Source organism: uncultured Alteromonas sp., from assembly GCF_963976965.1.
Taxonomy (GTDB): Bacteria; Pseudomonadota; Gammaproteobacteria; order Enterobacterales; family Alteromonadaceae; genus Alteromonas; species Alteromonas naphthalenivorans.
On the sequence record NZ_CAXBMP010000010.1, the window covers coordinates 50,294 to 77,246 of the forward strand.

Consider the following 26,953-nt stretch of genomic DNA (forward strand, 5'->3'; position numbering starts at 1 on the left):
GTTTAAAAAATCAAAAAAGGCTGCCTTCAAACGCAGCCTTTTTTAATGCTCGTAGTAACGGTTAAAAACCGCAGGCGAGGGCAGTGTTAAACACGAACTACAGAATTATCTTCGCTTCCGATGCTAGAAGGTAGATAAGCATCGGCGGCCCAATCGTTTTCCCACATATCACCATCGAGTAGATAGCGAAATTGATACTCATGATCGGTTTCTAAATTAATAGTCAGCGTGAAATCCCCGCTCTTCAGTTTTTTCATCGACAGAGGTTGCTTGTCCCATTCGGTAAAGTCACCCACAAGGCTAGCTTCATCGGCATTTTTTGCTTCTTCGGCGGAAAGGCGGAATGTTACTTTACAAACGGGTTTAGATTTCAGGTATTGCTTTTTTAGGCTCATGACAGGTCATCCCTTTTAGCGTAACAAATTCGTTGTTGCATCGATAAGCGCAACTTTTCCTGCGAGTGTGCAGGTGTTTAAATAATCAACGATTATTACTCATTTAGCAATCTTACATTTTAATTCTGAGTGGATTTTTTTATATTACGTTGAGTCGCGCACTAATTAGTTAAATAATTCACAATTTTTAACAAACGAAGACAAGCGCTTCGCGTCGAAACACATTACACTAGAACCAATAAAAAAATAATAAATCACGTATAGCTTTAACCCATTGTTCGCCAGACAGATTTCACTTATGCAAGTAGGTGAGTGTCGGTGCATCGGCTAAGCATCAGTACTACGTTTTATAGGGAAAATAATGAAAAACTCCATCTGGATAAAAAGCGGTATACCTCTTATCATCATTTTAGTCGCGTTTGTTGTTGCGGCAATTATGATTTCTTCACGTAAACCTCCAGAGCAAATTCCCGTCGAAACGCAAGCCTTCCTTGTTGATGCCAAACCAATGGATTACCAACCTGTAAGCTTCGTAGTTGATTCTCAGGGCAACGTAGTGCCTCGTAATAGAACATCACTTAGCGCACAAGTCAGTGGGCAAGTCGTTAGTTTGTCCGATAAATTGATTGTTGGGGGCATGTTCCAAAAAGGGGATGTGCTAATCACCCTTGAACAAGATGACTACCGTACTGAAGTAAAGTTGGCTGAAGCTGAACTGGCTCAAGCGCATGCTGCGCTTCAAGAAGAGCTCGCAAGAGGTAAAGTCGCCGAGCAAGAATGGCGTTCAGTAAGCAGTGTTGTGCCGCCTGAGCTTGGCTTGCGTAAGCCTCAATTAGCCAAAGAGCAAGCGAATGTTAAAGCCTCAGAAGCAAAACTTGAGCGTGCCAAGCGTAATCTTGATCGTACGCAAATTAGAGCCCCATACAACGGCATAGTGGTTGAGCGAAACATCGATTTAGGTCAATTTGTGTCAGCAGGCGCTACAGTAAGCACCGTTTATTCAACGGACACCGCCGAGGTACGTTTACCCATAACCGATAAAGACTTGATGTTCATAGATATTGGTAATCAATCTAACCAACAATCTGATGTGACTTTAAACGCAACGGTAGGCGGTAAAAATAGAACCTGGACTGGTAAGTTAGTTCGTTCTGAAGGTATTTTGGATACAGGCAGTCGCGTACTTTATGCTGTGGTTGAAGTAAAAGACCCTTATCAATTTAATGGCGGCGACAACGCACCACTTCGCTTCGGTCAATTCGTTCAAGCCAAAATTGTTTCTCACCAAAAACAAAACTTAACCGTGATCCCTCGCTCCATTTTACGCCTTGATAATACAGTGCTGATTGTTAACGATAACCGCGAAATTGAAATTGTACCGGTTGACGTAGTGCGTACCACGGCAGAAAAAGCTTTCATTGGTGGCGGCTTAAACAGTGGCGCGCTGGTAGTAACCAGTGCAGTTCCGAACCCTTATAATGGTATGAAAGTAAGACTGCCAGGTGATGAGCCTGCCATGCCACCAGAAGCAGAGAACGATAAAGAGGCCGACACTCAATCAGTAGACGTTGAAGATGATACTACTGAAACAAGTCCTGCTTCTTCTGGGGGTAAGTAATGAACCAAATTGATACGCAAAAAGGGTTAATCGCGTGGTTTGCGCGCAACAGTGTTGCGGCAAATTTGTTGATGTGGTTGTTAATTGTTGGCGGCCTATTTGGTGCCTTTAGTATTCAAAAACAAGTTTTCCCTAGTTTTGAAATAGACATTATCAATGTTCGCGTACCGTATTTGGGCGCTGCGCCTCAAGAAGTAGAAGAGGGCGTAATTTTAAAGATAGAAGAGTCGATTAAAAACCTAGAGGGCATTAAACAAGTCACCTCTACCGCGGTAGAGGGCATGGGTACGGTCAGCATTCAAGTTGAGGAAAATTACGACATTCAATCGTTACTTGACGAAGTGAAGGTGCAAGTTGATGCCATTCCTCTTTTTCCAGCCGACACAGAAAAGCCGGTTATCTATCGCCAGAAAATTCAACAAGATGTTATTTGGATTTCAGTATTTGGCGATGCCAGTGAACGTGAATTAAAAGAGTTCGCAAAAGATATTCGAGATGACGTTGCCAACCTTCCCGGTATTTCAAGCGTGCAAGTTGTTGGGGCTAGAGACTACGAAATATCGGTTGAATTGTCTGAGGTAGACCTACAAAAATACAACCTTACCTTTGCAGATGCGGTCAGTCGTTTAAGTCAGTCAAGTATTGATTTACCTGGTGGGTCTATTCGCACCGAAAATGGCGATATTCTGCTTAGAACTAAAGGGCAGGCATACACTGGCTGGGATTTCTCCCAGATAGTGCTAGTCACCAATACTGATGGCACACGGGTGACGTTAGGCGATGTTGCCTATATTAATGATGGTTTTATTGAGAACAACCAATATGCATTGTTCGATGGAAAACCAGCAGTTAGCCTTCGCGTACAAGCGGTGGGTGATCAAAATGCATTAGAAATATCAGAACAAGTTAACGGCTATATCGACGAGAAAAAGAATGATTTTCCAGCCCATATTTCCGCCGACACATGGGGAGATAGTTCGTTTTATCTAGCAGATAGATTGAACATGATGCTTGAAAATATGTTTTTTGGTGGCTTGTTGGTGTTCTTAGTACTGTCGTTATTTTTGAGAATAAAACTCGCGTTTTGGGTGATCGTTGGCCTGCCGGTTTGTTTTCTAGGTACGTTGTTAGTTATGCCTATTGATATGCTTGGTGTGTCTATCAACATGCTGAGTTTATTTGCCTTTATTCTTGTACTTGGAATAGTAGTAGACGATGCCATCATTATGGGGGAGTCGGCCTATTCCGAAATTGATCAAAAAGGCCACAGTACCGAAAATGTGATTGCAGGCGTTAAGAAAGTGGCTATGCCGGCCACCTTTGGCGTGCTTACTACCATAGCGGCATTCTCACCCATGCTAATGGTGTCGGGTCCTTTTGGTGTCATTTGGAAAACCATTGGGCTCGTGGTGATCATTTGTTTGGTGTTTTCATTAATAGAGTCGAAGCTTATTTTGCCTGCACATTTAGTGCATATGAAACTAAAGCCTTATGATCCAGCGAAGGCTAATAAGCTGCAAAAATTTAGAGACTTTTTCAGTGAAGGTATTAAGCGTTTTATACACAATGTTTATGCGCCATTCTTAGAAAAGACAATACGTAATCGTTACACCACGGTATCCGTTTTCTTAGCCATGCTAATTCTGACCATTGGTTTATTTGGCGGCGGTATTGTGCGATTTGTTTTCTTCCCCAGTATTCCTAGTGACTTCATGTTTGCAAGTTTTGAGCTAGAGCCAGGCTCTTCGCTAAAACAGCGAGACGAAGTGCTTACTGCATTACGTGAAGGCATGATGCGTATGGATGAAAAGGTGCGTGACGATACAGGTGAAGGCGTAATTAAACACTCCATGGCGTTTGATAACGGTGATTTGGGTGGGGAGGTGTTTGCCGAACTGACCAAAGGTGAAACACGTACCATGGCCGATTATGAAATTCATCAGCTGTGGCGCGATGAAATGTCTGAAATACCAGGTGTTAAGACATTCAGTATTGGCGCTCCGGGTGGCCCTGGTGGTGGTGCTGATCTTAGCTTCGAATTTAGCTCTGGTGATATTGCGTCTTTAAGAGCCGTAAGTGATGAATTAAAAAGTATCTTGTCAGGCTACGACGGTGTAACCGATATTAATGATACGTTCTCAGGTGGTAGTGAAGAGATTCAATTAGCATTGAAACCTCAAGCCGACGCATTAGGTATTACGCTACAACAACTAGGGCAGCAAGTACGCTTTGGCTTTTACGGCGCGGAAGTTCAGCGTATTCAACGTGACGATGAAGAAATAAAAGTCATGGTACGTTATCCAAGAGCAGAACGTAGTTCTATTGAACACTTAGAAAATATGCGTATTCGTGCGCCTAACGGCCAAGAGATACCTTTCCAGCAAGTGGCTAGCTTTACCGTAGGCGAAGGCTTCGATTCAATCATTCGTGTAGATGGCAGCCGCTCTGTTACGGTAACCGCCGTAGTAGACAAGGCCTTGATGGATCCGTCTGAAATAACAGGTGAGGTTATCGAATCTGTTATGCCTGATTTGTTAGCTCGCTATCCTAAAGTGGATTTCCAGTTACAAGGCAATGCAAAAGAACAAGCTGATGCAATGATGAGTTTGGCGCAGGGCTTATTATTTGCCTTATTTGCGATTTACGCGCTACTGGCTATTCCGCTTAAATCTTACAGCCAACCGTTTATCATCATGTCAGTCATACCATTTGGTGTGGTAGGCGCGATTATTGGGCACTTGGTATTAGGCATGGCGGTAAGTGTACTGTCGATTTGTGGCATTATTGCGTTATCCGGTGTAGTGGTTAACGACAGCTTGATTATGGTGGACTTTGTTAATCGAGCACGCCAAGAAGGCCATTCACTGATGCGCGCAGCCATTAGTGCTGGTACGCAGCGTTTCCGCGCGATTATATTAACCTCGTTAACGACCTTTATGGGGTTAATGCCAATCGTATTTGAGCGAAGCCTACAGGCCCAAATTGTTATTCCTATGGCAATTTCATTGGCCTTTGGTATTTTGTTTGCCACGATTATTACCTTACTACTAGTACCTGCCTTGTACCTCATATTAAATGACATTAAAAATGTATTTAAAGGTAGAAAGCATACTGAGTCTGTTAGTTCGGCATCTATCGAGCAGCAGTAATACGCGCTAACAAATAGAAAAACTCCCGTCTAGTTCGCTAGACGGATTATAAAAACACCGCATTGGTTCTCCAATGCGGTGTTTTTGTTTGCATTTTGTACGATTGCCTATATACTGTATAAATAAACAGTATATAGGTGAACGCGATGACAACAGGTGTTAAAGCAGTTGATCAACTTATTGAAAAGTTCGGAATATTATCTTCACCAGGGCAAGATCAGTTCCAGCGCTTAACACATTTATTTGGTGGAGATAAGCGGGCTGACTCGTTGCCTTTTTGTATGTATCAAAAAGTGATGGGCGCGCCTGTGTCTCGTCGATTTACAGTCCACCATTTTTATTTGCCCTATAAAAACTGCAAGTTAGCCACTTTTATGTTTAATGAAAAAGGGGAGTTAATAGAGCAGGTTTATTTTACCAAGATGTCTCGGATGGTGAATGTTTGCCGCAAGTTGCAGCGTATTCTCTTGGAAGAAAAGGATCTGCGTGAAAATGCATCCCAAGGAATACCACAGGAACCAAAGCTGCAGAAAGGAATGCTACAGCAAGACAGAGCGTGGACACGAACCGGGCAGTTTGCGGCTTAGCCACTAATGTAGTTGTAAGTATCAGGCAAACGTATGTAGGCCTAGGGAAAATGGCAAATATTAAAAAGAATGCCCAACACCAAATACGAACGAGTAAACTGCTAAGGGAATATAGAAAACAAAAAAGCGAAGGGTCGTTAAAACGACACCTTCGCTTTTTTATGTTTATCACTCTTAAATGCAGTACTTGATAAAGCCAAGAATAAAAGTGCAGATCAGATCTGCACTTTCAACCTAAATCAAAATAGTGATTAGTAGAAAGAGTACTTCACTTCAACACCAAGGATACGTGGTTCGTTCATAATACCGGTAAGGTTGTTAAAGTCGATAGCCCCTTTAACGTTATCTTCATCGGTAATGTTACGGCCGAACAATGCCACTGTGTAGTTATGCTCGAAGTTTTCGTAACCTATACGCAAACCACCTTCAAAGTTGTCGTCAGTTGTAAATTCCACAGACTCATATAAGAAGATGTTAGTTTCACCTTGGAACGCCCAATCGGTAAATACGAAGAATTCACCGTTGTCGCCCATAGGTACAGTGTAGCGTGCGGTAAAGTTAAAGATTGACTCTGGTGCTTGTGGGAACGGGTTACCGTTCACAATGTAGTTGCCATCATCTGCTACTGGGTCGGTAACAGTACAAGAACCACAACCGCCAATCGTTAATGTGTCATCTTTAATTTCTGTGTGGTTGTAGCTGTAGCCAGCAGTAAAGGTTAGTTCATCAGTCGCTAACCACTGAGAATCAATTTCAAAACCGTAGGCTTCGCCTTCATCTGCATTAACGAGTGCAGTAAAGTTGTTACCACCACCAATGGCTGACAATTGCATATCGTCAACCGTGTAGTAGAACGCTGCACCGTTAAGACGAAGTGTTCCATCTAGCAAATCAGATTTAAAACCAACTTCATAAGAGTTAATCGTTTCAGCGTCAGCCACAGATGGTGAGCTTTCAAATGCAACATCACGACCTTGAATAGTTTGAGCACGGAAACCATTTGAGTAGCGAGCGTAAGCAGACATATCGTCTGTTATACGGTAATTAGCGCTAAGTTCGAAACTGGTTTGCCCATCATCAACGTTAATTGGCTCGTAATCTTGTACGCTTGCAGCGCCAATAACGACGGCAAAGCCATCTACGTTTTGATCGCCAACAATCAATGATTTCTCGTCATGAGTATAACGAAGGCCACCAGTAATATTTAGTTTCTCATTCACTTGGTAAGACGTTTGACCAAATACCGCCCATGTTCTGTTTTCATGGAAAACAGTGGTTGCACCAAAGAAACCGTCAATACTGGTCACGTTGAAAGACGCGTCGTAATAGAAGGCGCCTAGTTGCCAGTTCATTGCATCAGTGGTGTTGCTTGATAAGCGGAATTCCTGCGTATATTGCTCAAGGTCGTCTAGATTATCTTGAGTAACAGCAGAGAATGGAATAACGCCAGGGCCAGATGTGCCATCAGCATTGTTGAAACCGCCATCAATGTCACCAAGGCTTGAACCTTCAGCGGTTTCCATGGCTGAGATTGATGTGAAGGTCACATCATCCATATCGTATTCAAGCTTTAGTGATGCGCCGAAACCGTCATATTCTTGAGGGTTATTGTCAGCACCGTTGCCGTCGATGTCACCATCATAATAAATGGTATCGCGGTCGTAATTTGCGTTTAGGTTATTGCTGCCAACATCAAAAATGTTAGCGCGGAAAATTGACGCTGTGCCATCTAATTCTCTGCCGTGAACATTTAATAAAGCTGAGAAATCGTCAGAGGGTTCCCAAAGAAGCTGTAAGCGATAAGCTTTTTCGTCAAAGCCGCCAATCGCATCGTTTTCACCGGTAAAAGCATTGTCGATGTAATCATCACGCTCTTGTGAAAGTACAGACAAGCGTGCTGATAGCTCATCAGTTAAACCGCCACTAATAGCACCTTCAAAATTCATTGTGCCATAAGAACCAAAACCGGCTTTAGCGTAACCTTCTAAATCTTGTGTAGGTTTTACTGTATCGAACTTAATGATACCTGCTGTAGTGTTACGGCCAAATAAGGTGCCTTGTGGGCCACGTAATACTTCAACTTGTTGCACATCAAAAAGTGGGAAGCTTTTTAGTACCACATTTTCCATTACCACTTCGTCCATGATAATAGAAACTGGTTGAGAGGCGGCTAAATCGAAGTCGGTGTTACCTAGGCCACGAATATAGAAACGTGGCGCTACGCGACCGTTTGACGACTCAGCGTAAAGGCCAGGCACGCGAACGGCCAATGCAAGAATATCTTCACCACCTGAAAACAAGCTTTCAAATTTTTCACCACTAAGCGTCGCGACAGAAATAGGTACTTCCTGAATTGACTGGGTACGTTTTTGCGCTGTTACGGTAATTTGTTCAAGAGCCGTTTCTTTTTTTTGTATTGTTTCTGCTTCTTGAGCAAGGATTGAAGTACTGAACGCTGCACTAACTGCAAGCGCCAAAGAGGCTAGTTTATGTGTTCTCATGTGTCCACCAAGAGTTTTGAATTATACTTTTGTAGTGTTTTTCGGTACAGAAAAAGCGGTCTGTACGCGGCGTAGCATTTTACACAAACTAGGTAATAAAAACTTATCATTGTTGTAAATATTTATTTTCTTATGAACTTGGCGCGATATTGTGAGGGCGATAAACCGGTATATTTTTTGAAAAGCCGAGTGAAAGAACTGAGGTCCTCGTAACCCACACTATTCACAATGGATTCAAGAGGAGACATAGATGTTTCTAAAATTTTTCGTGCTTGTTCTAACCGTAAACCTTGTAAATATTGAATAGGCGTTATTGCACAGGCTTGCTTGAAACGCCTTATTAATGTGCGCTCAGTCATATTATGTTCGTGGGCAACATGTTTCAGCGTGAGCCGTTTTGTAAAATGTTCTTCCAAGTAATTTTGCACTGCTAACACATCTTTATCTTGGTGAAATTTATGCTGGCGACTGCTTGCATACACGGTTTGATTCGGCCTGGAAAAATCGAGTACATGAGACTTGGCAGTATCACTGGCCACTTGATGACCGCAATAACGTTCTATAAGCAAAATAGCCAAATCTATCCACGCCATACCGCCACCTGCACAAAAAATAGCATCTTGTTCAGTTACCATCTTTTCAGACTGCAAATTAACATTGGGATAATGAGAGCGAAATTTATCAGCATAGCCCCAATGGGTAGTGGCAACTTTATTATCAAGTAACCCTGACTCTGCTAACAAAAAAGTCCCGGTGCAGTTACCTGCAATATCCGCCCCTTGTTTTTGCAGCCGTTTAATATGTACAAGTTGATTCGCGTTTTCTTGTAAAACCGTATCGATATCGCCGCCAATCGTGGGGATCAGCAAAATATGAGTGTCTGTCACATCTTCAATAGCAATGTTAGGGGTTAGCAGTAACTGGTTAGTACAGTGAAAAGGTTTGCCGTGAAAACTCGCCAGCTGAACTTTAAATTTAGGGGTGGTGGGTTGGTTATGAATGCGCTGCCAACTGATGCCTGCAAATGCGAAGACATCGAGTGCGCCAGTGATGGCAGAAGCCAAAGCTTGATCAAATCCTAATACGGTCACGACGAACGGTGGTTTATTCATAAAAATAATACAGTTTATTAAATACGATAACTAACGGTGATTGTTGGCGTAAATGGCCATGATTGTGTCATAAATGACAATAATGGCATGATAACGAATATGACACAATGCATTAACAATTTGCTCAAGGACTTTATTATGGCTGACCAACTTATTCCCCGTCGGGAAATGCAATTCCAACTCTATGAAGTATTAAATACACAGTCTTTGTGTGAAAAACCCCGTTTTGAAGAACATAACGTTGAAACGTTTAATGCCGTTATTGATATGGCAGAAAAAATGGCTGAAGAGCTGTTTCTTCCTCACAACGCTATCGCTGATAAAGATGAGCCTACTTTTGATGGCAAAAAAGTCACCATGATAGATGAGGTTAAAAAAGCCTTTGATACTTATAGGGAGTCAGGCTTTATTGCAGGTCACTTCGATTATGAAGATGGCGGAATGCAATTACCCGTTACCATTATGAATGCGTGTGCGGGTTACTTCTTAGCGGCAAATCCTTCCACTACAGCGTATCCTTTTCTTACTGCTGCGGCGGCAAATGTGGTGAAACATTTTGCCAATGAAGAAACCAAGCAAGCTTTTTTACCTAAAATGCTAACAGGTGACTTTACCGGCACTATGGCATTAACTGAGCCTCATGCGGGCTCTGGCTTGGCAGATATTCGCACATCGGCAACGCTTCACGAAGATGGCACGTATCGCGTGAAGGGCAGTAAGCTTTATATCTCTGCAGGCGAACACGAATTATCAGACAACATTGTTCATTTGGTATTAGCGAAAATTCCTGGCGGCCCTGCGGGCGTAAAAGGTATTTCATTATTTGTTGTTCCTAAATACCGTCTAGATGAAAACGGTAACCCTGGCCCCCGTAACGACGTCACTCTGGCTGGGCTTATTCATAAAATGGGTTATCGTGGTACGACCTCTACTGCACTTACGTTTGGTGAGAACGGTGACTGTCATGGTTATCTCGTGGGTGAACCACACCAAGGCTTGCGTTACATGTTCATGATGATGAATGAAGCGCGCATTGGTGTAGGTTACGGCGCTGCCATGATTGGTTATCGTGGCTATCGCTATTCACTTGAGTATGCAAAAGATCGTACCCAAGGGCGTGCTGCGCCGAAACTAGCTCCAGAAGATGAGGCAACACCAATTATTAACCATGGTGATGTGCGTCGCATGTTGTTAGCGCAAAAGTCCTATTGTGAAGGTGGCATGGCACTGTGTTTATATGGCAGCACCTTAATTGATGCGTTGGAGACGGAAGAAGACACCGCAAAACGCACCGAAATTTCCCAGCTACTCGAGCTACTTACCCCAGTATTTAAAGCGTGGCCTTCTGAATTTGGCCCTAAAGCTAACGACTTAGCCATTCAAATTCTTGGCGGCGCTGGTTATACCCGAGAATACCCCGTAGAACAGTGCTGGCGGGATAACCGTTTGAACCCTATTCACGAAGGAACAAATGGTATTCAAGCCTTGGATTTACTAGGTCGTAAATTATGGCAAAGCGAAGGCAAAGGGCTCCAAGTATTAATGGCTCGTGTTTCTGGCGACATGAAAGCGGCTACAACACCACGAGCTCAAGCGCTAGCGGCAAAACTTAAACCTTACCTTGACCAACTTGGCGGGCTCATTCAACAAGCGGCGGGTGACTTACGTTCAGATAAACAAGCCGTGTTACTGACTAACGCAAGCTGCTTTTTGAATATCTTTTCTGCCTGCGTAGTGAGTTGGATTTGGTTACGCCAAGCGAATGTTGCCGAGCAAGCATTGGCTAATGGCGCAAGTGGTCAAGACGGCGATTTCTACGAAGGAAAAGTGGCAGCTGCTGAATACTTCCTCAATTGGGAATTACCGCTAGTGAAACGTGATATAGAAGTCATTACGTCACAAGAACCAACCTGTGAAAATGTGAAAGCCAGTTATTTCTAATAACGGCTTCAAGGGCATAACAATGACATACCAACAATGGCACATTGCAAAAAATATTAAGGCGGGGCAATAAAATGGTGGCATCAAACGTAGAAGGGAAACATATCCTTATCACAGGGGGCGGCTCAGGTATTGGCGCAGCCTCGGCCAAAACCTTATGTGAGCGCGGGGCATTGGTCGGTGTTGCCGATTTGAATATGGATGCAGCAGAAGCCTTAGTGCATCAGCTCAAAGAAGCGGGCGGTAATGCCTATGCGGTAAAAGTAGATGTTACTGAGCCTGCACAAGTGAATGCCATGTTTGAAGTGGCGTTTTCACAGCAAGCCAAGCTAGACGTAATCATCAATAATGCGGGTATAGACCATTTCCCAGCGCCCCTTACTGAAGTAGACGATGCTATGTTCATGAAGAACATTCAGGTGAATCTAGCGGGCGTGTGGTATTGCATGAAAAATGCGCTTAAACATATGACCGTAAATGGTGGTGGTCATATTATTAACATTGCGTCGGTAGCGGGCTTACGCTCCGCGCCTATGATCAGTGCCTACAGTGCATCTAAACACGGAGTTATTGGCTTAACTAAATCGGCAGCGGTGGAATATGCCCGTGCGAATATTCGCATTAATGCGGTGTGCCCAAGCTTTGTTGACACGCCAATGGTACAGGGCGTGTTGTCTAAATTAGACGAACGTGGACAAAAAGCCATGGTGGGAGCAAACCCCATGAAGCGTTTAGGCAAACCTGAAGAAATAGCGAATGCGATAGCATGGTTGTGTAGTGACGAGTCTTCATTCATGACAGGACAATCGGTTGTACTTGATGGCGGCATGTTGGCCTAATCACCCAATTTCTTGAGTTTGATAAAAGTTATTGCGTTTGATGAAAGCGCGACAGATTTTAAAAAAGGGAAAACTATTATGAAAAATTTATTCGATTTAACTGGCAAGGTTGCTTTAGTAACAGGTGCTAGCCGAGGTATTGGTGAATCAATCGCACGTTTGTTAGCGCAATATGGCGCACATGTTATTGTGTCTAGCCGTAAAATTGATGGCTGTGAAGCAGTAGCCTCTTCAATTCGTGATGCAGGTGGTAAAGCAACAGCGCTTGCATGTCATGTTGGCGATATGGAGCAAATTACCGCTGCTTTTGCCGAAATTAAAAGCGAATTCGGTAAGCTAGATATACTCGTGAACAATGCGGCAGCTAACCCGTACTTTGGTCATATCCTAGATACAGATTTAGGCGCTTACGACAAAACAGTAGACGTGAACATTCGTGGCTACTTCTTTATGTCGATTGAAGCGGGCAAAATGATGAAAGAGCAGGGCGGTGGCGTCATTCTTAACACGGCTTCAGTGAACGGTGTAACACCTGGTGACATGCAGGGTATTTACTCTATTACGAAAGCAGCCGTTATTAGCATGACGAAATCATTCGCAAAAGAATGTGGAAGCTTAAATATTCGCGTTAATGCGTTATTACCTGGCTTAACTGATACTAAGTTTGCCTCAGCACTAACTTCAAATGATCAAATTTTGAAGCACGCGCTTAAAGTGATCCCACTAGGCCGTGTTGCCGATCCGGATGAAATGGCAGGTACGGTATTGTACTTAGTGTCTGACGCATCTAGCTACACCACAGGCACGACAGTGGTGGTTGATGGTGGTATGCTAGCGTAAAAAACGCTAACGAGATTTTACCATGCATATATGGGTTGACGCAGATGCGTGTCCCAGTGTGATTAAAGACATACTTTTTAAGGCAGCCCGACGTACCGGTCTGCCTTTGTCTTTAGTTGCTAATCATTCTATGTCTGTTCCACCAGATAAACATATTACGTTAACTATCGTGCCTTCTGGCTTTGATGCCGCAGATGATTATATTGTTGAAAAGATAGAAGCCGGTGATTTAGTGATTACCGGAGACATTCCTTTGGCTGCCGATATTCTGGCCAAGAACGCCAAAGCCATGAACAACCGGGGCGATGAATACGACAAATCATCCATCCGTGCCGCGCTTACTATGCGAGACTTTATGGATACCATGCGTTCAAGCGGTGAACACACGGGTGGCCCTAAAGCGTTTTCTCAGCGAGATAAACAGAATTTCGCCAATGCGTTAGATAGAATGATTACCGCGGGCACACGCTAACGCGAGGGGTTTGATCTTTATCTCAACTGAGATAATTTGAGTGACTCGCTCAAACAAAAAAAGGGCTACGTTTTCATCACGTAGCCCTTTTTAATTTTTATTATTTAACCGAAAAGCCTATCTTTTAAAACTTAGCTTATTTAAAGCTTAGCGCACTTAAATATCAAAGCTCTTAAAACTAGAGCACAGATACTAAGGCTTTCGCTAACGCTTCAACGTTTTCGTTATTAATACCCGCAATGTTTACGCGGCTAGAGTCAACAAAGTAAACACTGTGTTTTTCACGAACTTCACGCACTTGCTCAGGTGTAATACACAAGAACGAGAACATGCCTTTTTGATCGTTAACAAAGCTGAAGTCTTTTGGCGAACCATTGTCGTGCAAGTTCTTAACCAGCATGGCACGTAGCGTTTTCATACGGTTACGCATTTCATCTACTTCATTAACCCATTCTTGATTAAGCGCTTCGTCAGACAAGATAATATCAACCAACGCACCGCCGTAGCTAGGTGGCATAGAGTAAATACCACGAGCAATAGATTGAATTTGGCCTTGAGCAATTTTGCGTGTGCTGGTATCAGCAGTAATGATGGCAGCAAGACCAACACGCTCACGGTATAAACCGAAGTTTTTAGAGCAAGATGCCGCAACAATCACTTCTGGTAGGTTTTCAACCAAAAGACGAAGGCCATACGCATCTTCATCTAAGCCTTCACCGAAACCTAAGTAAGCCACATCAATGAAAGGTAGGAACTCACGCTCTTTAGCAACCGCTAGTACTTCGTCCCACTGTGCATTCGTTAAATCTGCACCCGTTGGGTTGTGGCAGCAACCGTGAAGTAACACGATATCGCCTTTCGCTGCACCGCGAAGGGTATCCATCATGGCATCGAAGCGAATGCTAGCAGACGCTTTATCGAAGTACGGGTAGGTTTCAATTTTAAGACCAGCAGAACCAATTAACGGGATATGATTAGCCCATGTTGGGTCGCTTACCCATACTTTAGCGTTCTCGTTACAACGAACCAGTAATTCTGAAAGAATGCGAAGTGCACCACAACCACCTGGCGCTTGAACCACGGCAACACGGTCAGCAAGTAATACAGGGCTGCTCTTGCCTAAAAGCAAAGTAAGCATGTTGTCGATGTAACCCTGATTACCTTGTGGCGTAATATAGGTTTTGCTGGTTTCACGTTCTAACAACAGTTGTTGCGCTTTCGCTACGCTAGTAAGAATAGGGGTATTACCTTGCTCATCTTTATAAACACCGACACCTAAGTCGATTTTATGAGAATTTAAATCTTCACGATAAGCAGCTGACAAACCAAGTATTGGGTCTGGGGCGAGATGGGGTAATACTTCAAACACGATATTTCCTCGTTGCAATGCAAAAAATAGCAGGCACGCATTATGCCACCGATGGTAGAAAAAACGACCCTTTATAGTAGAAAATATGTCATTAAATTGGTATTTGTGGTGTAAAACGAAATACACATCACAAAATTACGTGTCAGTTAATACTCATCAGATGCATGTCACTTGCGCCTATGTGTGTAGTGCTAGGCAGAACACGACTTAACCGATAATAAAATGTTGGTTGCCCACTACGTCACCGCGCGTATTAAAAGTACGTTCATACCAATGTATTTGTTGGTGGCTATTTACAAGAAGCAGAGTAGAAGTACGAGTACCATATTCTGGTGATTGGATAAAAATAGACGACAGACGTTTTTCCCATTCATACCCAATGCCTGTGTTAGGCAGCGTATGATCAGATGCTTTGTCTTCGTCTTTTAAAATGGCGAAAAGTGCCTCAGTATCAAGCTGATTATTTTGGCTCACGTAATCGGTTAACGACGCTATTCCTTTGGTGACTTTCGGCCAAGGTGTCGTTAAGTTAGCGTTGGATAAACCGTAAACACCTTGGGTTAACGTAGCGTGGGTGTCTTCGAAGTTGTTGTACACCGCGAGTGATTTTACATCACCATAAACCAAATTATAGCCATTATACTTGTGCCGGTTTGCACGTAATACGTTAAGGTAGGTGGGCTGTTTCATTGCTTCATCAATAAGCCAATCTGCCACTAAGCCGCCGCGAGAAATAGCATCGGTTTTTATCGTCTCAGGAGCTCTAATATTGGTTAAGGCGGCCACTTTTCCGTTACGCGTAACTCCCATCCAAGTGCCGTGAGCCTGTAAATCATGGCCTGCAAGCACATGTGGGTGATTATTCCAAAACCCAGACACAGCAGTGGGTCTAGCGTGAAATTCATCTCTATTTGCCGCAATAACCAAAGGGAATTCCTGACTTTGGTCTACTGCAATAAACAATATGCACATATACAACTTTACTCGCTGACTGTTGTGAATAATGAACACGGTAACCGCATTCAATATCATGTAAAGGTGGTGGATTGCCGCTAACTTTTTTATGCTTACCCGCTAAAACGTAGTAAGAGAATAACAAGAATGAAAAAAACGATTCATCATCAGTTAGTGGGCAATAAGTTACCACGCAAATGGCCACACTGGCTAAGTGCTTGCGGCAGTTTTATTTTAACTAAACGGGGGTGGCGAGTGGAAGGCGAGCTCATCAACGATAAAAAAGTGATATTGGCTGTTGCTCCACATACGTCGAACTGGGATTTCTTTATAGGCATACTGGTGGTGTTTGCGTTAAGAATTAAGGTTAACTTTTTTGGCAAACACACCATTTTTACACCCCCTTTAGGCTATATTGTGAGGAAACTTGGCGGCATACCCATAGAGCGAAGTAAAGCACATGGGGTGGTGAATAATATCGTACGTCAGATACAAGACAGCGAAGAAGTAGTATTGGCCTTGGCACCAGAAGGGACACGAAAAGGCGTATTTCCTTGGAAAACCGGTTTTATGTACATTGCTAAAGAGGCCAATATTCCCATTCAGCTGCTAGGGCTTGATTACGCCAAGAAAACCGTTGTACTTGGCCCAATTATTGACCAAATCGACGATATTGAAGAACAAATGCAAACTATTTATGCGTTTTATGCTAACGTTTGCGCCCATTATCCAAAAAACTGTATAACCAGCTAACGTAACGGAGCGTTCACCCGTGTCAAAACAGGGATTTACAACCCGGCAGGTTCACGCAGATCGTTTGCTCAATACCCCAGAGCATGGCGGCGTGCATACCAGCACTTCTAATTCTGTACTTTTCGAATTTTCTGATGCCCAAGGTATCATTGATGCTTTTCAGGGCAAACGTGCAGCCCACGTATATTCGCGCTCATCATCTCCGTCGGTTGCCGCATTGCAAAATATGCTTAACGACCTTGAGGGCGGCTTAGGGGCTTTATGCTTCTCAACAGGGATGTCTGCCATTAGCAGTACCTTGTTTTCGCTTTTAAAAGCTGGCGATCACCTTATCGTTAGCCAATATCTGTTTGGGAATACGCGAAGCTTCTTCGATACGCTTGCCGATTATGGTGTTCAGATTACCTTTGCTGATGTAACGGATATCCAAAACGTTAAAGAAGCTTATTTACCTAACACGAAAGGGGTCTATACTGAAACGGTAGCCAACCCGGTAACCCAAGTTACCGACCTACGTGCTATCGGTCAGTACTGCGAAGAGCGTAATATTTTGTTTATGGTTGATAACACCATGACACCGCCACCGCTTTTTTACGCCAAAGAACTAAAAGCCTCGTTAATATTTTGCTCACTGACCAAATACATTTCTGGTCATGGTAATGTGTTGGGCGGTGCTGTTATTGATACCGGCCTGTTCAATTGGAAAGGCTTTGGAAACATTAAAAGTGCTTACCAAGTTGCCGATGAAGCCCAATGGGGTTTAACACAAATTAAGAAAAAAGGGTTACGCGATTTAGGCGCCACACTGGCCCCTCAGTCTGCAACCGCCATTGCGTTAGGTATGGAAACGTTAAGCTTGCGCTTAGCTCGAGCATGTGAGAATTCACAAAAGCTCGCTATGTTTTTAGATAACCACCCCAAAGTAAAACACGTATTTTATCCTGGGCTGGCTAGCCACCCGCAGCACTTTATGGCGCGAGAGCAGTTAAAAAGAGGCTATGGCGCTATTCTTAGCTTTACCCTTGTTGATGATATTGACCCAGTTCAATTCTTAAATGCCCTAGAGTTGGTAATTTGCGCTACGCACTTAGGTGATAACCGTACGCTGGCGTTGCCTGTTGCTCCAACGATTTACTTTGAAAATACAGCAGAAGAGCGGGAAGCTATGGGTGTTTCAGATACCATGATAAGAATATCGGTAGGTATTGAAGATACCGACGATCTTATTAATGATTTTACGAATGCCTTCGACCGCAAATATGCAGCAGAATAAATTCTCTGTTTCATTGATTTAACGTCAATTTCACTTTTTGTTCGTCATCGGAGCAGTAACGAACAAAAAGTGGTGTTATTATCAATTCTGCAAGAAGTAGCTAGATCCTTTTCATCGCATTAATTCTCTTAGTTGTGTTGTGGCAAACTCGATTGATTCTGGGTTAGCAGTGAGAGGATCAGCTTCTTGCCCTTTCTTTCCATTTAAATCCCTCCAACCATGCAATGTCTAATTTACCGTTCCGTATTCCTGTTAGTCATATTACGCTAATGAATTCTATAACACGGGTCATTCATCAATTAAATTCGAACGATAGGTGGGTATTTTCCTAATATATATTCGATTTACAGTCTTTTATTATTTACACACTAAATTAATAGGAGAAATGTAATGACGTCTATTCTTGTTGTGTATTCAAGCCTTAATGGCGAAAACAGTAAATCAACCGAGCTCGCTGACTATTATCTTCAGTCACGTGAGGGCAGCGAAACATCGGTTACAAAAGTTGATGTAGCAGAACTAGCGTTGGCACATCTAACCGGTGAAGAAATGCAAGCGTGGATGACAGACGCTAGCGAGCGTACTTCTTCACAAAAGCGTTTAGCTGCGGTTTCCGATGACCTCGTTGCACAACTTCAAGCGGCAGATGAAATTGTGCTAGCAGTTCCTATGTACAACTTCGGTATTCCTTCTTCACTTAAAGCCTATTTCGACCGTATTGCACGGGCGGGTATTACCTTTAAATATACTGAAACTGGGCCGGTAGGTTTGCTTGAAGGCAAGCAAGCGAAGGTATTTGCTAGTCGAGGCGGCGTTTACGAAGGCGGTGATTACGATACACAAACACCATACTTAACTCACTTTTTAAATTTCATCGGTATTACTGACGTGAAATTTGTTTATGCAGAAGGACTTAGTATGGGTGAAGACAGTGCTAATGAAAGTATCGCTAATGCGAAGGGTAAAATAATTGAACTAACCCAAAAAGTCGCTGACTAAATCTATGCAGTTAGCAAAACGCAATGAGTGCGTTTGAGCTAAAGTGTGTTCCAAGTTGAGTGTGCTTGATTGCCCCGCATATTATGCGGGGCTTTTTTATGCGTCTTGCCATTTTATGCGCGGCTTTTTATTAAGAGATTTTTATCAGTGGTTTATATATTAGGGATTTGTCGAATTGAGTAATTTCCACTTAGGGTTTACAGCCTAATAGTCAATCGCTCGATTCTCTGGGTATAATGTGGGCATAACTAAAAAATAAAGTCGTTATTATGCAGAAATTTTCCTCCCTTGTTTTAGCAACAAGTATTACGCTTCTCCTTGGTGGGTGCGCCAATACAGATTCAAACACTCAATCAAACGCTAAAACAAGCTCCGCCCAAAGTGACACCCTTTCATCTAGGGCACCTAAAAGTATCCGTAATGAGCCAATTGCTTCCTACACTCCCGACATTGAGCAGGGCCCTGTACAGTATTCAGAAAACGGTGAGATTACCTTAAAACAAATTATGGCAGACCCACAATGGTTGGGCCGAGCGCCGACCAATATGGGGTGGTCAATTGATGGTAGCCACATTGTTTACGAAAGAGAACAACCTAACAGCAAGCTAGAAGATGTTTATTTCGCGAGTCTTAATGCGGCAGATAAAAGTGTAAAAGCTCCATTATCTCAATTACACCAATATAAATACGATGAGCGGGTAGAGCGCGAAGACGGCGTCATTGCCTACCGGTTTAAAGACAGCGTATATGTGCAATTTGCTAATGATGACGTTGTGCAACTTACCCGTGGTGGTAGCTTTCTCTCATCGCTATCTTTTATGACTGATGGGCGTTTAATGGCATTAAGTGGCAACAGCGCCATTGCCATAGACCTAACGAACGGCAGCAGAGAAGAATTGGTAAGTTGGGCATTCAGCGATGAACCAGAACCAGTCGCCGCGCCAAAAGATTATATTGCCGAGCAGCAACAATCATTAATTCAGTATATTGCTAAAAAGCGTAAAGATCGTGAAGCGAAAGCAAATGCGCAAGATACGCTTGCGGCAAATAACACCAGTATTGCCCCTGATGCATTTTATTTTGATAAAACCCATAAGCTAGTGGGCGTGAGTGTATCTCCGAAAGGGAATTTTGCGATTGTGGCGACCACGCCAGATACACCTTCCCGAGACGATAGTGACATTATGCCGCACTACATTCAGGAAGATAGCCGCATAGCGAGCAAGCCTGTACGTAGAAAAGTAGCTGACGCTGAACCGATTAATCATCAGCTTTGGCTTTTAGACTTAGCAAGTGGCGAAAAGTCTCTATTAAATTATTTTAGCTTACCGGGCTATAACGATGATGTATTAGCCGATGTAAAGGCTGAAAATGCAAAAGCTAAGGGTGAAAGTTATGATGTTAATCGCTTACCAAGACCTATTACTTTGCTGTCTAGCTGGAACTGGCAAAAACCGTCTATAAGTTGGCATAAAGACGGTGAGCAAGTTGCGGTAATGGTAGAGGCTTGGGACAACAAAGATCGCTGGATTGCTACGGTAGACTTAGACAATCAGCGTTTAGTTAACCAACATCGCCTACATGATGATGCGTGGGTAAATTATCGTTTTAACAGCTTCGGTTGGTTTAATAACAGCGAAACCTTGTATTATCAGTCTGAACATTCAGGGTATGCACATCTTTATACGCAAGAACCAGGGCAAGCGCCTAAAGCCTTAACTCAAGGTACGTTCATTACCGACAACCCAACGTTGTCTAGCGATGACATGTGGATGTACTTTACCGCGAACAGTAAACATCCTGGTATCGTTGAAGTATACCGCGTGAAGGCTACCGGCGGTGAAATAGAAGCGCTAACCGACCTCAACGGTTTAACAGAGTATGAACTCAGTCCAGATAACGCCACATTAGTGTTAAGTCATGGCAAAGTGTCTCGCCCTCCTGAGCTTTATGTTAAAGCGGTAAATAGCAAAGAAGCGGCTATAAAAATTACCGATACGGTAAGCGACGCGTTCACCGCTATGCCGTGGGCAGTGCCCAACGTGGTGGCCATTCCATCTAGTCACACCGATGCGCCTATTTATGCCCGCGTATACTTACCTAAAGACTATCAAGCAGATAAACCGCTTAAGGCAGTAATCTTTAATCACGGTGCCGGTTATTTGCAGAATGCCCACCTAGGGTGGTCGTTGTATTTCAGAGAATACATGTTCAATAGCATGCTAGTGCAACAGGGGTATGTGGTACTTGATATGGACTACCGTGCCTCGGCAGGTTACGGGCGCGACTGGCGCACGGCTATCTACCGCAACATGGGGACGCCTGAAGTACAAGATTTACGAGACGGTGTAAATTGGTTGGTAGAAAATGCCAATGTCGATCGCAATCGAATAGGCACGTATGGGGGCTCTTATGGTGGGTTCTTAACCTTTATGTCTATGTTCAACGCACCGGATCTTTTTGCAGCTGGTGCAGCGCTTCGCCCAGTTACTGATTGGGCGCACTATAACATTGGATATACGTCAAACATCCTAAACACCCCGGATGTCGATCCTATTGCCTATGAGCGCAGTTCACCTATTTATTTTGCAGAAGGGCTAGAGAAACCACTTTTAATTAATGCACCCATGGTAGATGACAATGTGTTTTTCCATGACACGGTTCGACTAGTTCAGCGGTTAATTGAACTAGAAAAGGAAGACTTTGAAACGGCTATTTACCCTGTAGAGCCACATGGCTTCGTTCAACCAAGCTCTTGGTTAGATGAATACCGCCGAATCTATAAGTTATTCGAAGAGAATTTGTAGTGAGAAAAGGCTGGCTGTTAAGATAAAAAAACGCCCCTATAAAGGGGCGTTTTTGTTTTGGTGGTAGTCAGTAGTTAGTAAAGGAAGTCGTATTATCACACCCGATGCTATTTCACTCGTTAACTACCGTTTTTTAGCGGTTAGCCACATAAGTGTGAAGATGATTAATCCACTTAGCGCACCGAATAAGTGCGAATCGATGGCAACTTTGGCGTCAATCAGTGCAGCAACCTGAGCACTACTGCCTGATATTTGTTCATAAATCACTTTAAGCGCAACACCGCCCAGTAAAATCCAACCCGAGCGCATCTTATTCATAATATCCATTAATGCGCCCCATACGAATATACCGTGTAGCGCACCAGATAACCCCGCATACCAAATAAGATCTTCAGAAAACAGATAAAGGCCAGCACTTGTGCCTAAGCTGCACCATACAAATACTTTTAAAAAACGACCTATTCGGTAATGTTCGCCGTGTAACGCCCACAGTAAGGTAAGGCCTGATAAATTCAGCAGCAAGTGATACCCATTGGTGTGCACAATATTGCCAGATAATAAACGCCAGGTTTCCAACCCTTGAATGGCGAAACGATCGTAAGCTAACCACTCACCAGAGAGCGGCTCTAAGAAAAAAGCGACGATAGCGCAAAGCGCTAAAATAAGTGGGCCTACGCTATACTTAGGTGAGACCGGTAGTGACATCATCATTGTTATTTATTTTAGTAATCCGTGTGTGCTGGGTATGATACATAAAATTGCCAGTAGGGTGGAAAGCGTTATCGGTAAAAATGCTTTTTTCGTCGGCTTCCGCCTATATAACAATCATAAAAACGTAATGAGGTGACAAATGTCTCTAATTTTAAGTGAAAAGAAAAACGGGATCTTAACGATCACCATTAATCGCCCAGAGAAGAAAAACGCCTTAACCCGAGAAATGTATCAGAGCATGGCTGACGCATTATTCAGTATTGAAAATGACGATAGCATTAAGACTGTGCTGTTCCGTGGTGAAGGCGACTGTTTTACTTCAGGCAACGATATTAGTGATTTTGCAGGGCGTAAAGAAGGGGATGACGTGAATGAGTCTGCGGCATTTATGCGTGGGCTAATAAACTGTAAAGTGCCGGTAGTAGCGCAGGTTCATGGCATGGCTGTGGGTATAGGCACGACGATGCTTTTACACTGCGATTTTATCTATGCTGAGACAAACACCCGATTTGTTCTACCATTCATCAACTTAGGTCTTGTTCCTGAATTTGCTTCAAGTTATCTTCTTCCGAAAATGGCAGGGCATGTAAAAGCCAGCGAGTGGCTGATGTTAGGCGAACCATTTGGCACAGAAGATGCCTGTCAGTTTGGGTTGATTACCGGTAGCTATTCAGCCGAGGAGTTAACCGAGAAAGTGACATCGGTATGTAAAAAGTTGGTGGCAAAGCCCTCATTTGCATTGATGCAAACCAAATCACTATTAAAGAATGATGTGGAATCTACCCATCACTATATGGATATCGAATTCGATGTGTTTGGTCAAGCTATGGATTCAGAGGCCGCCCGTGAAGCGTTTGATGCGTTTTTGTCAAAACGTCCGATCAATCCGGAGAAATTTAAATAAAGAGGAAGTCATATTTTGAAACGTGGTTCATGGTTTAGTTCATCGTTTTTAGCCATTGCAGTTTCAAGCTGCCTGTTGGTGTCTGCAAATGCACAGCAAGTAAGAGAAGTAGGGGAGCCAGAGGCCGCCACGGGGTATGTAGATAAACAAGCCTTTGCTGCGAATGATTACATGGTGGTAGCGGCTAACCCATACGCCTCCTGGGCAGGCAAAAACATATTGGCCAAAGGGGGAAGCGCCATTGATGCAGCGGTTGCCGTGCAATCTATGTTATCGCTGGTTGAACCACAGTCCTCAGGCATTGGTGGTGGCGGGTTTATATTGTATTGGGACAATAAAAACAAAGTGCTGCACACCTTCGACGGCAGAGAAACCGCCCCTGCGGCCGTAAACTCGCATTGGTTTATTGAAGGCAATAAGCCTATGCGATGGCTTGATGCCGTAGTAGGCGGAAAATCAGTAGGCGTACCTGGCGCGATTAAAGCGCTGGAAACTGCACAAAGTGAATTCGGCACCTTGCCATGGAACACATTGTTTGACGATACGATTAAAACGGCGACCGAAGGGTTTCGCGTGTCGCCGCGGCTGGCTAAGCTTATTGCGCTTGACTACCACCCAGGTTTAAAAACGTTTCCAACCAGTTCTACCTACTTCTTTCCTGCGGGGCTTCCGTTAAAAGAAGGCGCGATACGTAAAAATAAGCAATTGGCTAAAACCTTAAAAGGTCTTGCCGAAAACGGCACTGATTATTTGTATAAAGGCGAGTTAGCAGAAAAGATTGTTAAAACGGTAAATTCTGCGTCAATTAACCCAGGTCAAATGACGACTGAGGACTTAGCCGCTTACGAGCCTATTCGACGTGAGCCGGTATGTGGCTTGTATCGTGATAAACAGATTTGTGGCATGGCACCGCCAAGTTCCGGTGGTATTAACGTGTATCAAATTCTAAAAATGTTAGAAGGGCAGGATTTTTCTACCCTCACGCCTGACTCGGTAGAATTCGCAAACGTTTTCACTCAATCAAGCGCGCTGGCCTACGCTGACAGAGAAAAATACATAGCGGATAGTGATTTTACCAACCTTCCGTTTGCCGCCATGATTAACACTGCGTATTTGAATCGCCGCGCTGAAGGTATTGCGCCAGATAAGAAGTGGCGACGTGTACGTGCTGGTAACCCTTACGGCGATGCCAATATTAGCCTTGGCAGCAACATGGAACAGCCTAATACCTCGCATTTCTCTATTGTTGATAAAGAAGGCAATGCGGTATCGATGACCACAAGTATCGAGTTTATGTTCGGTTCGGGTTTGATGGTGGGTGGCTTCTTGCTAAATAACCAATTGACCGACTTTTCGTTTTCGCCTACGCAAAATCGTTTCCCTGTCCCTAACCGTGTTGAGCCAGGCAAGCGCCCACGAAGCGCAATGAGCCCTACGATGGTATTCGACAAGGATGGCGACTTAGAAGTGGTGGTAGGCTCTCCTGGTGGCTCACGTATTGTAAGTTACGTGGCTCAAACGTTAGTGGGCGTGTTAGATTTTGGATTAGACATACAGCAGGCCATTAATTTACCTAAAATTACTAACCGAAATGATTACACGGCTCTTGAAAAGGGAACGCCAATTGCTGAGCTTGAAGCGCCGTTAAAAGCGTTAGGGCATAATGTAAAGGTTGTCGACTTAAACAGCGGTTTACATGGTATTCAAATTAAATCGGGTAAAATTATTGGTGGCGCGGATCCAAGACGTGAAGGTGTTGCGGTAGGGCGCTAAGCGGCTTCATTTAGCACCATGGCTAAATAACCAAAGGCTGTTCGAATTATATATTCGAACAGCCTTTTTTATTACATGAAATGGTCTGGGTGAATTTGAGAAACTTTCCACATACCATCTTCTTTAATAAGATCTAAACTGCGCAAGTCTTCAATTTTATCGTCATCGTACATACCACTTAAAAATACGGTAACCGTTGCCTTTTCTGAAAACTCAGAACGCCCAACACTGTTGCCACTTTGTGGGGTAATAATCACAGTATCGTATTTTAAATTTAATAGGTGACGCTGTACATTTCTATTACTGTGGTAATTAGTCAGAATTCTAGCCAATCGATCGGACGACAGGCTAATTGCCACATCAAGATTATCATCTTCATACACACTTTTTAGAAACGTAACTGCCGAATATTCTGGCGTACTGTCGGCTAGCATACCGTAGCGACCCATTCCTTCTTCTTTTTCTCCACATGCCGCTAAACAAAGCACGCTAAACATAACGGCATAAAAACGTAAACGAAAAGAGCGCATTAATAAAAACCCTAAACAAGTCAAAGGAAAATGATCGCCCACATTATCGATACTCATCCGATGAGACGCAAGTCAATACGTCTAAACCTTTCGAATAATATTCACTTACCTGTTAAACGAAGCTTGAAAATAACTGCCTTTATTTAAAGATAGTTGAGATAAAAGGGTTTGAGCCCCTTTTTAAAAACAAAAAGCAAAAAACAAAAAACGAGACCGAAGCCTCGTTTTGTTATTTACACTCGTCACCGTTTAACGGGTTGGTAAGCGTGATTACTGTGTTTCTTCTTGGTCGCCAAATGCGCCCGCAAATAATGGGCTGCTTAGGTAACGCTCAGTACCACTGGCTAGCAGAACAACAACAATTTTGTCTTTGTTCTCTGGGCGTTCAGCAAAACGTTTTGCTGCTACCACTGCTGCACCAGAAGAAATACCCGCAAGAATACCTTCTTCGGTCATCAAGCGGTGCGCCATTTCCATACATTCATCGTTGGTCACTTGCTCAACTTCGTCAATCAAGCTTAAGTCCAAGTTACCTGGAATGAAGCCTGCACCAATACCTTGAATCTTGTGTGGCCCTGGCGTGAGTTCTTCACCGTTCATTGCTTGGGTGATAACAGGTGAGTCAGTAGGCTCTACAGCAATAGAGGTAATAGCTTTACCTTGCGTGTTTTTAAGGTAACGGCTCACACCAGTAATGGTTCCGCCTGTACCTACGCCTGCTACGAATGCGTCAACTTTGCCGTCGGTGTCATTCCAAATTTCAGGACCTGTGGTATTTTCATGAATAGCAGGGTTAGCAGGGTTATCGAACTGCTGAAGTAAAACGTACTTTTCAGGATCAGATGCCACAATCTCTTGTGCGGCGGCAACTGCGCCTTTCATACCTTTTGGTGCTTCAGTTAATACTAAGCTTGCACCAAGGGCTTTTAATAGCTTTCTGCGCTCTAAGCTCATGCTGCTAGGCATGGTAAGCGTTAGTTTGTAACCGCGTGATGCTGCAACAAACGCAAGGGCAATACCTGTGTTACCACTGGTAGGCTCTACAATTTCCTTACCTTGGGTAAGCACGCCACGTTTTTCTGCATCCCAAATCATATTGGCGCCAATACGACACTTAACGCTGAAGCTAGGGTTACGAGACTCAACCTTTGCGTAAACGTTACCAGAAGTAACACGGTTTAATTTAACTAAAGGCGTGCGGCCAATAGCCAGAGAGTTGTCGTCAAATACTTGCATTATTAATCCTTACCTAGTTAGGAAATCCCAGCAGTCGTGTTCGGTACGACCTTTATAATAGTTAATAATTCATAGCCTGAATTTGGGGATTTCGTCATACCCCTATATCATTGGTCCCAAACGTGAAAATGCAAAGTGCTTTTTCGCTATATGTTATTGTTATTTTACATGACGAATCAGAACGAAAGAG

General features: G+C 43.5%; 21 protein-coding genes. 13 read left to right on the top strand and 8 right to left on the bottom strand.

Features of this window, described 5'->3' with window-relative positions:
- Nucleotides 1–86: 86 nt before the first annotated feature.
- A complete protein-coding gene (locus tag AAC006_RS09855) occupies nt 87–395 on the bottom strand; it encodes an isoamylase early set domain-containing protein (protein WP_126873552.1) in 309 nt (102 codons plus the stop codon).
- 361 nt (nt 396–756) lie between these two features.
- Between AAC006_RS09855 and AAC006_RS09860 the strand changes: the two genes are divergently transcribed.
- From AAC006_RS09860 to AAC006_RS09870, 3 genes are all read left to right on the top strand, one after another.
- Entirely contained in the window at nt 757–2,013 is a 1,257-nt protein-coding gene (locus AAC006_RS09860) for an efflux RND transporter periplasmic adaptor subunit (RefSeq protein WP_126873551.1), read from the top strand.
- On the top strand, nt 2,013–5,162 hold the full coding sequence (locus tag AAC006_RS09865; protein WP_129738088.1) for an efflux RND transporter permease subunit: 3,150 nt from the start codon (nt 2,013–2,015) through the stop codon (nt 5,160–5,162). Before AAC006_RS09860 ends, AAC006_RS09865 begins: the two co-directional genes overlap by 1 nt.
- Nucleotides 5,163–5,308: 146 nt before the next feature.
- Entirely contained in the window at nt 5,309–5,749 is a 441-nt protein-coding gene (locus AAC006_RS09870; protein ID WP_126873547.1) for a hypothetical protein, read from the top strand.
- A gap of 251 nt (nt 5,750–6,000) precedes the next feature.
- On the opposite strand, the gene AAC006_RS09875 is transcribed toward AAC006_RS09870, so the two are convergent.
- Together AAC006_RS09875 and AAC006_RS09880 are read right to left on the bottom strand one after the other, a co-directional pair.
- A complete protein-coding gene (locus AAC006_RS09875; RefSeq protein WP_126873546.1) occupies nt 6,001–8,250 on the bottom strand; it encodes a TonB-dependent receptor in 2,250 nt (749 codons plus the stop codon).
- Between the two features lie 122 nt (nt 8,251–8,372).
- Nucleotides 8,373–9,362 (bottom strand): helix-turn-helix domain-containing protein, encoded by a 990-nt coding sequence (locus tag AAC006_RS09880; protein ID WP_126873544.1) that lies wholly within the window; start codon nt 9,360–9,362, stop codon nt 8,373–8,375.
- Nucleotides 9,363–9,500: 138 nt separating this feature from the next.
- Here AAC006_RS09880 and AAC006_RS09885 point away from each other — a divergent pair, with 138 nt between their 5' ends.
- The 4 genes from AAC006_RS09885 (at nt 9,501) to AAC006_RS09900 (ending at nt 13,454) form a co-directional block, all read left to right on the top strand.
- The gene (locus tag AAC006_RS09885) at nt 9,501–11,303 is read left to right on the top strand and encodes an acyl-CoA dehydrogenase (RefSeq protein ID WP_013784281.1); all 1,803 of its coding nucleotides are present in this window, start codon (nt 9,501–9,503) and stop codon (nt 11,301–11,303) included.
- A 74-nt stretch (nt 11,304–11,377) separates the two neighbouring features.
- Nucleotides 11,378–12,142: a glucose 1-dehydrogenase gene (locus tag AAC006_RS09890; RefSeq protein ID WP_013784280.1), complete on the top strand. Its 765-nt coding sequence runs from the start codon at nt 11,378–11,380 to the stop codon at nt 12,140–12,142.
- 78 nt (nt 12,143–12,220) lie between these two features.
- Nucleotides 12,221–12,982, top strand: a complete 762-nt coding sequence (locus tag AAC006_RS09895) for an SDR family oxidoreductase (protein ID WP_013784279.1) — start codon at nt 12,221–12,223, stop codon at nt 12,980–12,982.
- Nucleotides 12,983–13,004: 22 nt separating this feature from the next.
- Complete coding sequence (locus AAC006_RS09900; protein ID WP_126873543.1) at nt 13,005–13,454, top strand: YaiI/YqxD family protein; 450 nt, start codon at nt 13,005–13,007, stop codon at nt 13,452–13,454.
- Nucleotides 13,455–13,632: 178 nt separating this feature from the next.
- Here the strand turns inward: AAC006_RS09900 and AAC006_RS09905 are convergent, their stop codons facing one another.
- A complete protein-coding gene (locus tag AAC006_RS09905; protein ID WP_126873541.1) occupies nt 13,633–14,823 on the bottom strand; it encodes an amino acid aminotransferase in 1,191 nt (396 codons plus the stop codon).
- 207 nt (nt 14,824–15,030) lie between these two features.
- A complete protein-coding gene (locus AAC006_RS09910) occupies nt 15,031–15,795 on the bottom strand; it encodes an NRDE family protein (RefSeq protein ID WP_041452886.1) in 765 nt (254 codons plus the stop codon).
- Nucleotides 15,796–15,924: 129 nt separating this feature from the next.
- Here AAC006_RS09910 and AAC006_RS09915 point away from each other — a divergent pair, with 129 nt between their 5' ends.
- From AAC006_RS09915 to AAC006_RS09930, 4 genes are all read left to right on the top strand, one after another.
- A complete protein-coding gene (locus AAC006_RS09915; RefSeq protein ID WP_013784275.1) occupies nt 15,925–16,530 on the top strand; it encodes a 1-acyl-sn-glycerol-3-phosphate acyltransferase in 606 nt (201 codons plus the stop codon).
- 19 nt (nt 16,531–16,549) lie between these two features.
- Entirely contained in the window at nt 16,550–17,803 is a 1,254-nt protein-coding gene (locus AAC006_RS09920; protein ID WP_339891203.1) for a cystathionine gamma-synthase family protein, read from the top strand.
- A 390-nt stretch (nt 17,804–18,193) separates the two neighbouring features.
- Nucleotides 18,194–18,802: an NAD(P)H-dependent oxidoreductase gene (locus tag AAC006_RS09925; RefSeq protein ID WP_013784273.1), complete on the top strand. Its 609-nt coding sequence runs from the start codon at nt 18,194–18,196 to the stop codon at nt 18,800–18,802.
- Between the two features lie 269 nt (nt 18,803–19,071).
- Entirely contained in the window at nt 19,072–21,609 is a 2,538-nt protein-coding gene (locus AAC006_RS09930; RefSeq protein ID WP_339891205.1) for a prolyl oligopeptidase family serine peptidase, read from the top strand.
- 123 nt (nt 21,610–21,732) lie between these two features.
- Here AAC006_RS09930 and rrtA read toward each other — a convergent pair whose 3' ends face one another.
- On the bottom strand, nt 21,733–22,317 hold the full coding sequence (gene rrtA, locus AAC006_RS09935; RefSeq protein ID WP_041452885.1) for a rhombosortase: 585 nt from the start codon (nt 22,315–22,317) through the stop codon (nt 21,733–21,735).
- A 142-nt stretch (nt 22,318–22,459) separates the two neighbouring features.
- Here rrtA and AAC006_RS09940 point away from each other — a divergent pair, with 142 nt between their 5' ends.
- Nucleotides 22,460–23,224: an enoyl-CoA hydratase gene (locus tag AAC006_RS09940; protein WP_013784270.1), complete on the top strand. Its 765-nt coding sequence runs from the start codon at nt 22,460–22,462 to the stop codon at nt 23,222–23,224.
- 15 nt (nt 23,225–23,239) lie between these two features.
- The gene (gene ggt, locus AAC006_RS09945; protein ID WP_126873537.1) at nt 23,240–24,997 is read left to right on the top strand and encodes a gamma-glutamyltransferase; all 1,758 of its coding nucleotides are present in this window, start codon (nt 23,240–23,242) and stop codon (nt 24,995–24,997) included.
- A 71-nt stretch (nt 24,998–25,068) separates the two neighbouring features.
- Here ggt and AAC006_RS09950 read toward each other — a convergent pair whose 3' ends face one another.
- Nucleotides 25,069–25,527: a hypothetical protein gene (locus AAC006_RS09950; RefSeq protein WP_013784263.1), complete on the bottom strand. Its 459-nt coding sequence runs from the start codon at nt 25,525–25,527 to the stop codon at nt 25,069–25,071.
- Between the two features lie 270 nt (nt 25,528–25,797).
- On the bottom strand, nt 25,798–26,763 hold the full coding sequence (gene cysK, locus AAC006_RS09955) for a cysteine synthase A (RefSeq protein ID WP_126873536.1): 966 nt from the start codon (nt 26,761–26,763) through the stop codon (nt 25,798–25,800).
- Between the last annotated feature and the right edge of the window lie 190 nt (nt 26,764–26,953).

Bases quoted from the DNA above. Each gene is read 5' to 3' on its own strand.
- AAC006_RS09855 (WP_126873552.1), bottom strand. From the start codon at position 395: ATGAGCCTAAAAAAGCAATACCTGAAATCTAAACCCGTTTGTAAAGTA.
- AAC006_RS09860 (WP_126873551.1), top strand. From the start codon at position 757: ATGAAAAACTCCATCTGGATAAAAAGCGGTATACCTCTTATCATCATT.
- AAC006_RS09865 (WP_129738088.1), top strand. From the start codon at position 2,013: ATGAACCAAATTGATACGCAAAAAGGGTTAATCGCGTGGTTTGCGCGC.
- AAC006_RS09870 (WP_126873547.1), top strand. From the start codon at position 5,309: ATGACAACAGGTGTTAAAGCAGTTGATCAACTTATTGAAAAGTTCGGA.
- AAC006_RS09875 (WP_126873546.1), bottom strand. From the start codon at position 8,250: ATGAGAACACATAAACTAGCCTCTTTGGCGCTTGCAGTTAGTGCAGCG.
- AAC006_RS09880 (WP_126873544.1), bottom strand. From the start codon at position 9,362: ATGAATAAACCACCGTTCGTCGTGACCGTATTAGGATTTGATCAAGCT.
- AAC006_RS09885 (WP_013784281.1), top strand. From the start codon at position 9,501: ATGGCTGACCAACTTATTCCCCGTCGGGAAATGCAATTCCAACTCTAT.
- AAC006_RS09890 (WP_013784280.1), top strand. From the start codon at position 11,378: ATGGTGGCATCAAACGTAGAAGGGAAACATATCCTTATCACAGGGGGC.
- AAC006_RS09895 (WP_013784279.1), top strand. From the start codon at position 12,221: ATGAAAAATTTATTCGATTTAACTGGCAAGGTTGCTTTAGTAACAGGT.
- AAC006_RS09900 (WP_126873543.1), top strand. From the start codon at position 13,005: ATGCATATATGGGTTGACGCAGATGCGTGTCCCAGTGTGATTAAAGAC.
- AAC006_RS09910 (WP_041452886.1), bottom strand. From the start codon at position 15,795: ATGTGCATATTGTTTATTGCAGTAGACCAAAGTCAGGAATTCCCTTTG.
- AAC006_RS09915 (WP_013784275.1), top strand. From the start codon at position 15,925: ATGAAAAAAACGATTCATCATCAGTTAGTGGGCAATAAGTTACCACGC.
- AAC006_RS09925 (WP_013784273.1), top strand. From the start codon at position 18,194: ATGACGTCTATTCTTGTTGTGTATTCAAGCCTTAATGGCGAAAACAGT.
- AAC006_RS09930 (WP_339891205.1), top strand. From the start codon at position 19,072: ATGCAGAAATTTTCCTCCCTTGTTTTAGCAACAAGTATTACGCTTCTC.
- rrtA (WP_041452885.1), bottom strand. From the start codon at position 22,317: ATGATGTCACTACCGGTCTCACCTAAGTATAGCGTAGGCCCACTTATT.
- AAC006_RS09940 (WP_013784270.1), top strand. From the start codon at position 22,460: ATGTCTCTAATTTTAAGTGAAAAGAAAAACGGGATCTTAACGATCACC.
- AAC006_RS09950 (WP_013784263.1), bottom strand. From the start codon at position 25,527: ATGCGCTCTTTTCGTTTACGTTTTTATGCCGTTATGTTTAGCGTGCTT.
- cysK (WP_126873536.1), bottom strand. From the start codon at position 26,763: ATGCAAGTATTTGACGACAACTCTCTGGCTATTGGCCGCACGCCTTTA.